Origin of the sequence: Clostridioides sp. ES-S-0010-02, from assembly GCA_020641055.1 — a bacterium.
Lineage (GTDB): Bacteria > Bacillota > Clostridia > Peptostreptococcales > Peptostreptococcaceae > Clostridioides.
Map to the genome: position 1 here is coordinate 4,250,480 of CP067345.1, position 8,631 is coordinate 4,259,110.

9 protein-coding genes are annotated in these 8,631 nt (G+C 30.4%); all 9 read right to left on the reverse strand.

Annotation, left to right across the window (positions count from 1 at the left end):
- Positions 1-86 precede the first annotated feature (86 nt).
- A complete protein-coding gene (locus JJC01_19860; protein UDN58377.1) occupies positions 87-644 on the reverse strand; it encodes a 2-oxoacid:acceptor oxidoreductase family protein in 558 nt (185 codons plus the stop codon).
- The gene (locus JJC01_19865) at positions 645-1,397 is read right to left on the reverse strand and encodes a 2-oxoglutarate oxidoreductase (protein ID UDN58378.1); all 753 of its coding nucleotides are present in this window, start codon (positions 1,395-1,397) and stop codon (positions 645-647) included. It lies immediately after the preceding gene.
- A complete protein-coding gene (locus tag JJC01_19870; protein ID UDN58379.1) occupies positions 1,397-2,476 on the reverse strand; it encodes a 3-methyl-2-oxobutanoate dehydrogenase subunit VorB in 1,080 nt (359 codons plus the stop codon). The genes JJC01_19865 and JJC01_19870 overlap by 1 nt, the downstream gene beginning before the upstream one ends.
- A 29-nt stretch (positions 2,477-2,505) precedes the next feature.
- Complete coding sequence (locus JJC01_19875) at positions 2,506-2,721, reverse strand: 4Fe-4S binding protein (GenBank protein ID UDN58380.1); 216 nt, start codon at positions 2,719-2,721, stop codon at positions 2,506-2,508.
- 42 nt (positions 2,722-2,763) lie between these two features.
- Entirely contained in the window at positions 2,764-3,441 is a 678-nt protein-coding gene (locus tag JJC01_19880) for an ATP-binding protein (protein ID UDN58381.1), read from the reverse strand.
- Positions 3,431-4,510, reverse strand: coding sequence for a butyrate kinase (buk, locus tag JJC01_19885; GenBank protein ID UDN58382.1), 1,080 nt, complete (start codon positions 4,508-4,510; stop codon positions 3,431-3,433). Before buk ends, JJC01_19880 begins: the two co-directional genes overlap by 11 nt.
- A 21-nt stretch (positions 4,511-4,531) precedes the next feature.
- Positions 4,532-5,434 carry a phosphate butyryltransferase gene (gene ptb, locus JJC01_19890; GenBank protein UDN58383.1) on the reverse strand — a complete coding sequence of 301 codons (903 nt, stop codon included), beginning with the start codon at positions 5,432-5,434 and terminating at the stop codon, positions 4,532-4,534.
- Positions 5,435-5,737: 303 nt separating this feature from the next.
- Positions 5,738-6,922 (reverse strand): hypothetical protein, encoded by a 1,185-nt coding sequence (locus JJC01_19895; protein UDN58384.1) that lies wholly within the window; start codon positions 6,920-6,922, stop codon positions 5,738-5,740.
- Entirely contained in the window at positions 6,919-7,758 is an 840-nt protein-coding gene (locus tag JJC01_19900) for a TIGR00159 family protein (GenBank protein UDN58385.1), read from the reverse strand. Before JJC01_19900 ends, JJC01_19895 begins: the two co-directional genes overlap by 4 nt.
- Positions 7,759-8,631: the final 873 nt, after the last annotated feature.

Here is an 8,631-nt window from a genome sequence, read left to right on the forward strand (position 1 = left end):
CAGTCATAAAAATATTTTAATACTTCTCAGCAAAAAAGACAATAGAAATAATTCTATTGTCTTTTTTTTGACATCTTTTTTCTTTATTAGTTAGTTGCTCCGCAACATGTAGCATCCATACCTTTTTGTAAAGCTGCTCTGTTTAATGGAACAAATTTTTCTTTTCTAGGTCCGAAAACTTTTTTAAATGCTTCTAATACAGACTCTATATCTACTGTATCAGCTACTTTTAAGTAAGCTCCTAGCATTATCATATTAGCAACTTTATCATTACCTAATTCAACAGCTAATTCATTTGCTGGGATATAATAAACATCTACATCTGTTCTTTCAACTTTTTCTTTTATTAAAGAGCTATTTACTATTATTTTTCCACCAGGTACAACATCATCTTTAAATTTTTCAAATGCTGGTATATTTAATAATATAGCTGCAGTTGCATCATTTGTTATAAGTGGAGAACCAACTGGTTCACTAGATACAGTTACTGCACAGTTTGCTGTACCTCCACGCATTTCTGGTCCATAAGATGGTAACCAAGAAACTTCTTTACCTTCTAACATTCCTGCATAAGTAAGTAATTGTCCCATAGACATAACACCTTGGCCTCCGAAGCCTGCACATATTACTCTAGCTGTAGACATTTACTTCACCTCCTCAACTTCAACATTTTTGAAATTTCCTAATGGATAGTATGGTATCATATTGTCTCTTAACCATTGTAAAGCATCATTTGGAGCTAGTCCCCAGTTTGTAGGACAAGTAGATAATACTTCTACTATTCCAAATCCTAATCCTGCTTGTTGAACTTGGAATGCTTTCTTTATAGCTTTTTTAGCTTGTCTAACATGAGCTGGAGTATCAACTGCTACTCTTTCTACAAATACAGCTCCTGTTAATGTAGCTAACATTTCACTTACTCTTATTGGATAACCTTGAGTTTCAGCATTTCTTCCTGATTGAGCAGTAGTAGCTCTTTGTCCAACTAATGTAGTTGGAGCCATTTGTCCACCAGTCATACCATATGTTGTATTGTTTACAAATATAGTAGTTATTTTTTCTCCTCTAGCAGCTGCATGAACTATTTCAGCAGTACCGATTGAAGCTAAGTCTCCATCACCTTGATAAGTGAATACTGTGTTTTCAGGATGAACTCTTTTTATTCCTGTAGCAGCAGCTGGTGCTCTACCATGAGCTGCTTCTTGAGTGTCACAGTTAAAATATTTATATCCTAAAACTGAACATCCAACTGGAACAACACCTACAGCATCACCTAATACTCCTAATTCTTCTAATACTTCACCAACTAATCTATGGATTATACCATGTGTACATCCTGGACAGTAGTGAGTTTGAGTATCTTGTAACCCTTCAGTTTTCTTAAATACAACAGCCATTATCTAGCACCTCCTGCAACCAATTCTCCGGCAATAATTTTTTTAGCTTTTTCAACTATTTCTGCTGGTGTTGGAGTCATTCCTCCTGGTCTTCCATGGAAGTAAACTGGTAATTTACCTTCTACTGCCATTTTTACATCTTCCACCATTTGTCCCATACTCATTTCAACAGTTAATATGTTTCTAGCACTAGGGATTTGATCAAATGCTTCAAATGGGAATGGCCATAATACTTTAGGTCTTATAAGACCTGCTTTTATTCCTTCTTCTCTTAATATATCAATTGCGCTTTTCACTATTCTTGAAGTAGTTCCATAAGCTGCAAATATAAATTCAGCGTCTTCTGTTTTGTACATTTCATATTGTACTTCATTTTTTTCCATTTCATTGAATTTAGCTTCTAAGTGCCAACAGTGATCTTCTAATACTTCTGGCTCTAAGTATAAAGAGTTTATTACATTAGGTACTCTTTTTCCTTTAGTTCCAACAGTTGCCCAATCTTTAGGAGGCAATTCTCTTTTCTTTTCAGGAGCTTTGAATTCAACTGGCTCCATCATTTGACCTATCATACCATCTGCAACTACCATAACAGGTGATCTGTAGTAATCTGCAACATCAAAAGCTTCCATTATCATGTCAACAGCTTCTTGAACTGTAGCTGGTGCGAATACTGGAGTTCTGTAGTCTCCATTTCCTCCACCTCTTGTAGACATAAAGTAGTCAGCTTGTGAAGGTTGTATACTTCCAAGTCCTGGACCACCTCTCATTACGTTAAGTACAACACAAGGAACTTCTGCTCCTACTGCATATGTTATACCTTCTTGTTTTAAAGCAACTCCTGGTGAAGATGAAGAAGTCATAACTCTTGCTCCTGCACCTGCTCCACCATAAACCATGTTTATCGCAGAAACTTCTGATTCAGCTTGAACGAACGCTCCACCTATTTTAGGTAACTCTCTTGATAAATATTCTGGTAATTCACTTTGTGGAGTTATTGGGTAACCGAAGAAATATTTGCAACCAGCTTCTATAGCTGCTTTTCCAAATGCTTCGTTACCTTTCATAAGTATCTTAGCCATTAAAATTCCCCCTTAAATATTAATTTAAATTAATCTCTTTCTACTGTTATAACTACATCTGGACACATAGTCGCACAACTTGCACATCCTATGCATTTTTCCATTTCAGAAACAGTTGCTGGGTTATACCCTTTTTTGTTTATTGTGTTTGAGTCTAATTGTATGATTTTTACTGGACATGCTTCAACACATAATCCACAACCTTTACAACGTTCTTGATTAAAAGATACTTTTCCTTTAGCCATTTACCTAAGCCTCCTTAAACTTTCTATATATTTGAGCTCAAACTACATCCAGTCTTCTCTCATATATAATTTTATTGGAAAAATTTCTCCCTCTAAATCTTTTGGTAATTGTTCAACAAGATTTTCTAAGCATGCAACATATCTTATAGGTATATTACATTCCTTAGAAACTTCTTCTGCAACTTTTTGGCCTCTTAATACATCATCAATAGTAGTAAATCTAATAAGATGAGTATTATTAATTAGACCTGTTACCTTTAGTTTAGAAGATTTTTCTATTTCCTTTATATATTGGATAACTTCTTCAGAAGTTTGAGTTTTCTCCCTATTTGCATTTATTACAAAAAGCATGTCATAGTCGCCTTCTTTTAATAAATGACTAAATCTTCCTATAACTCTAGCACCTACATTATCTCCGCCTAAGTCTATAACAGAATTGTATGAATGATCAACCATAGGTGACATTACTTCTGCTGATACTGCTGGTAAATCTAATGTTGGAGCATTAATTGAACTATCTATTGGTTGTATACCTAAAGATTTCATTAACTCTTTCTTTTCTCTAGTTCTAAAGTATACATTCACCACATCCAAATCAGCTATAGCAACTTTGCCAGAAACCATATCTCTTAATTTAACAACATAGTTCATCGCAAATTCACTTTTACCACTTCCATAGTGACCTGTTATGATTCTTATTCTTTTATCATTAGTTATCATAAACTTGAGCCTCTTCTTCACCAATTAAAACTCTAAGTCCACCTTGAGCTAATGCAATCATTTCATCTTCACCTGGATAAACTTTTACATCTGCTATAAATTTAACTCTATCTGCAATCATATCTGTAAACATTTTTGAATATGCGATTCCACCAGTTAATAATATTGCTTTTACATCTCCCTTAAGAACTGCTGCATTAGCTCCTATTTCTTTAGAGATTTGATATGCCATAGCTTCATATACTAATTTAGCTTTTTCATCACCAGCTTCAATTCTTTCTTCAACTTCTCTAGCATCATTAGTATTTAAATATGCAACTAATCCACCATTACCTTTTATTTTCTTTTTAATTTCGTCTTGAGTATATTCTCCACTGAAGCACATTTTCACTAATGCTCCTACTGGTAATCCACCACTTCTTTCTGGAGAGAAAGGACCTTCTCCATCTAATGCGTTTGCAACATCTACTATTCTACCATTTTTATGAGCTCCAACAGAAACTCCTCCACCCATATGTGCAACTATAAGATTTATATCTTCATATTTTGCGTTTATCTCTTTAGCAAATCTTCTTGCTATTGCCTTTTGATTTAAAGCATGTACTACACTTGCTCTACTTATTTCAGGCATACCAGAAATTCTAGCAACATCTTCTAGTTCATCCACAACAACTGGGTCTACTATGTATGAAGGAACATTAACTTCATCACCTATTTGTTTTGCTATTATACCACCTAAATTTGAAGCATGTTCTCCTAAAACTCCTACTTTTAAATCTTCTATCATAACATCACTTACTGAGTAAGTTCCACCTTTTATAGGCTTAAGAAGACCACCTCTACCTACTACAGCATCTAAGTCAGATGTTTTTACTCCACCCTCTTTTAATGCTTCTTCTATTACTTGTTTACGAAATTCAAATTGGTCTGAAACCTTCTCATACTTTCCTATTTCTTCAGAAGAGTGTCTTAGTGTCTTTTCAAATACTAAATCCTCATTATCAAATACAGCTATTTTAGTTGATGTCGAACCAGGATTTATTGTTAAGATTTTAAATATTTTGCTCATTTGCCTATTTCCCCCTTAAATTTAAGCCTTTGCTGCCATTAAAACGCCCAAGGCTATTGAGTTAAGCTTAGTTTCTTCACTATCTGCTCTAGAAGTTAATATTATTGGTGCTTTAGCTCCAACTATAACTCCTGCATTTTTTGATTTTGAGAAAAATACTAAAGCTTTGTATAATATATTGCCACCTTCGATATCTGGAGCCAATAATATATCAGCTCTTCCTGCTACAGGATGATCTATACCTTTATGTTTAGCTGCTTCTAAAGACACTGCATTATCTATTGCAAAAGGTCCACCAACCATACAACCTTTGATTTCTCCTCTTTCATACATTTCTTCAAGTTCTTTAGCTTCAACTGTATCTTTCATTTTTGGATTTACTTTTTCTTTTGCGCATATTGCAGCAACTTTTGGTTCGCTTATATCTAATGAATGTGCTACTGTGCAAGCATTTTCTATGATTTGCTTTTTAGTATTTGTATCAGGAGCTAAGTTCATAGCTGCATCAGTTACGAAAAATAATCTGTCATACCCCTCTACATCAAATACTGCTACGTGGCTTAATACATTACCAGTTCTAAGACCCACTTCTTTGTTTAAAACTGCTTTTAGTATTATTGATGTGTCTACTAAGCCTTTCATTACCATATCGGCTTTTCCTTGTGAAACTAATTCAACAGATTTTAGAGATGCTTCTGCTAAATCTTTTATATCTATTACTTCATAATTTTCGATATCCATGTCTATGCTTTTTGCAATTTCTTTAGTCTTTTCTATATCACCTATTAAAATGGCATTTGCTATTTTTTCTTTTCTAGCCATTTCAACTGCCATTAAAACTTCTTTATCTTGACAACATGCTACTGATATAGTTTTAGGTCCTCTTTCTTTTGCAAACTTAATTACTTCTTCAAAACTTCTCATGCATTTCCACCTCATCTTGAATTTTTTGAAATAGAACTTTTATATCTCAATTAAATTATAACTCGTTCAGCAACGTTTTCCTAGGGATAATTGAAATATTTAATTCAAAAATATTTATTTAAATCTATTTATCAGTCTTTTTTCATATATCTAACACTTTTTAGATTTAACAAATATCTCATTGTCCTTATTTTATAATATAACTAAAATAAACAAGATGCAACAAAAACATAAAATTAACAAACTTAATTTTATAGATTTTTTTGTCGCATCTTGTAACAACTAAATATTCAAAATATTTGTTCATTCCACTTCAACAATATTAGGTTCTATATTTATTTTTTTAAATTGATATGTTGTTTCATATTTTATTTTATATTTACCATTTTCAGTAGGTGCTTCTGATAAATCGATATATAACGAAATATCTTTTTTATTTAGCTTACTTAAATCTTCTGTTGATTCTACAACAACTTGAATATCTCCAGTAAAAATTATACTCGGATTGTCCATATTTGCTGGAATATTTCTTAACATAATATCTTCTGAACTATATACAAACTCAGCACTTAATTGTTTTGTTTCATTTAGTTTTATAGTTATAGAGCTATCATCAATAGTTATTCCTTCTGGAATCTCTAGACTCACTTCTTTTTCCTCTCCATTAGCTAAATCAACTAAATCAATAGGTTTTGTCTTAATATAATTTATTTTGTCTATACTTTCTTTTTTACCTTTTATGCTAACTTCATCTTTACTTAATTTATAATTTTTCAATGTATTATTATCTTGATTATTATCCTTTAAATCTACTCTTATTGGTACAGTTTTTTCTTTTAATAATTGTACACTTGCTGTTACAGAATTTGAACTTAGTGTCACACCTTCAACCTTAGTTCCATCACTATTTAAAGGTATTAAATCCAATTTTTTAGAGAAATCTTCTGTCTCATTACCTACATTTAGATTAGCTCTTATATTCTTAACTTCCTTAACTAGACTCATTGGACCCGATATATCGACATAATTTTTATTCAGTTCAATTTTATCTATATTTCTTTTAGAATTTCCACTTACTTCTACCTTTATATCTCTTTTTTCTTTTATATTTTTCTCAAGATTTACTATTAAAACGTCATGCTTAAATTCTAAAGTAACACCTTGAGGAATATTTGCTTTTAAATATACTTCCTTCTTACCTTGTATTGGGTCTTCAACAGTTCCATATACATGTATATCTTCTTTTTTAACTTTTTGTACCTTTGATAAACTACCTTTTATATACACATCTGCTGTTAATTTTTCGTCTGGATATATAACAAGATTTTTATCATTTAAATCACTCATATTACTTATAGATACAGGTATATCTTCAAACCCTCTAGTTTCTTCAGGGTCAACTACAGCCATGACATACATCCATAAAGCAATTGCACTTAAAAATGATATTATTTTTATTTTGGTATTATTTTTTAGTCTATTTATCATTTAAATATACCACCTTTGAAAAAACTTCTTGTTTCCGTATTCGTTTTTAGATTACTACGTAATATATTCATCATTCTTTCTCTAGAAATATCTCTATATAACTTACCAGCTTTAGCAATTGATACGCCTCCAGTTTCCTCTGATACGATTAGTGTTATACAGTCAGATACTTCACTTACACCTATTCCCGCTCTATGTCTAGTGCCTAAATCTTTACTTAAATCTTTACTCTCTGTCAACGGCAAGAAACATGCAGCTGCCTTTACCTTAGAATCTCTAATTACAACAGCGCCATCATGTAATGGTGTATTTGGTATAAATATATTTATCAATAATTGCCTAGAAATTTCAGCATCAATTATAGTTCCTGTATTTATTATATCACTTATTCTGGTTTCTCTCTCCATTATGATAAGAGCTCCTATTTTTTGTCTAGAAAGTGAATATAAAGCTTCTACAATCTCTTCTATAGTTCTATTAAGAGTTTCTTCTGAAGTATTTACATTTTTTCCAAATAAATTAAACTTTGCTCTTCCTATATGTTCAAGTCCTGCTCTAAATTCTGGCTGAAAAATTATAAGAGCTGCTATAACTCCATAATCCAGAGCCTTAAGAGATATCCAATAAACGGTATGCAATTTAAAAGTGTTACTAAGTTGAGTTGCTAGCAAAAGAAATATTATACCTTTAAATACTTGTTCTGCTCTTGTATCTTTTATAAACATAAATATTTTGTAAAAAATATATGCTACTATGGATATGTCAATTAAATCATATATACTCATTCTTAATATTATATTAAAAAATTCATTTAAAAAAGAATTTATATCTAACACAGTTTTATCCTCCTGTTCGATAACTTCTTAATTATTTACACTATGTATTATACTATATAAATCTAACTCTATACAAACTATTTAACTTTTGTGTAAATAATTCTATTTTTATAGATTGAGATTGTTAAATAATCTCTAAATACATTAAAAATATTGCTCATTAAATATATATTTTTTATTAAAGTTAAATCTAGTTTAAATAATTCAAATCATCAAGGCGCGAATACAAAATAGTACTCGCGCCTTGATGCAATTTTATACTATAAAATCTATTTCAAAATACATATTATTTTTCAATATATGTTTGCTACAATAAATTTAATAATCTATTTATTAATTATATAAAATTGTAACATTATTTCTATATTTCTATTAATATTATATTAGTAATATTATTTTTATCTTATACTAATAATTTACCTTATAAATAATTTATATCAAGTTCTATTAATATCTTATTATGTATCTTTTCTAGAAATTATCTTTTATTATAAAAATAATTAAAACAACTTATCTATTTCAAAGTCATAGATATATTACTTATAAGTATAACAATTCATTTAATACAATAATCTACAAGCACTATATTATCAAGTATTTAGAATCTCTAGTATTTCATAGTAGATTTCATCGTTCTTTTTCAGTATAAGAAATTAATTTATAAATTTAAATAGTATTTTAATATCTTAGTACTATAAAGTATACAGTATAATGTATATGAGCCTATTTACTAATTAATTAAATCTATGCAATAAATCTTTCTATAAACTTCTCGTAGACTATTATACATTACCATTAATATGATTACAATATTAATGAATATAATGTAACTCTTATATAATTTTATATTTATAAAGAAAAAGACACAGGTGA

Bases quoted from the DNA above. Each gene is read 5' to 3' on its own strand.
- JJC01_19860 (UDN58377.1), bottom strand. From the start codon at position 644: ATGTCTACAGCTAGAGTAATATGTGCAGGCTTCGGAGGCCAAGGTGTT.
- JJC01_19865 (UDN58378.1), bottom strand. From the start codon at position 1,397: ATGGCTGTTGTATTTAAGAAAACTGAAGGGTTACAAGATACTCAAACT.
- JJC01_19870 (UDN58379.1), bottom strand. From the start codon at position 2,476: ATGGCTAAGATACTTATGAAAGGTAACGAAGCATTTGGAAAAGCAGCT.
- JJC01_19875 (UDN58380.1), bottom strand. From the start codon at position 2,721: ATGGCTAAAGGAAAAGTATCTTTTAATCAAGAACGTTGTAAAGGTTGT.
- JJC01_19880 (UDN58381.1), bottom strand. From the start codon at position 3,441: ATGATAACTAATGATAAAAGAATAAGAATCATAACAGGTCACTATGGA.
- buk (UDN58382.1), bottom strand. From the start codon at position 4,510: ATGAGCAAAATATTTAAAATCTTAACAATAAATCCTGGTTCGACATCA.
- ptb (UDN58383.1), bottom strand. From the start codon at position 5,434: ATGAGAAGTTTTGAAGAAGTAATTAAGTTTGCAAAAGAAAGAGGACCT.
- JJC01_19895 (UDN58384.1), bottom strand. From the start codon at position 6,922: ATGATAAATAGACTAAAAAATAATACCAAAATAAAAATAATATCATTT.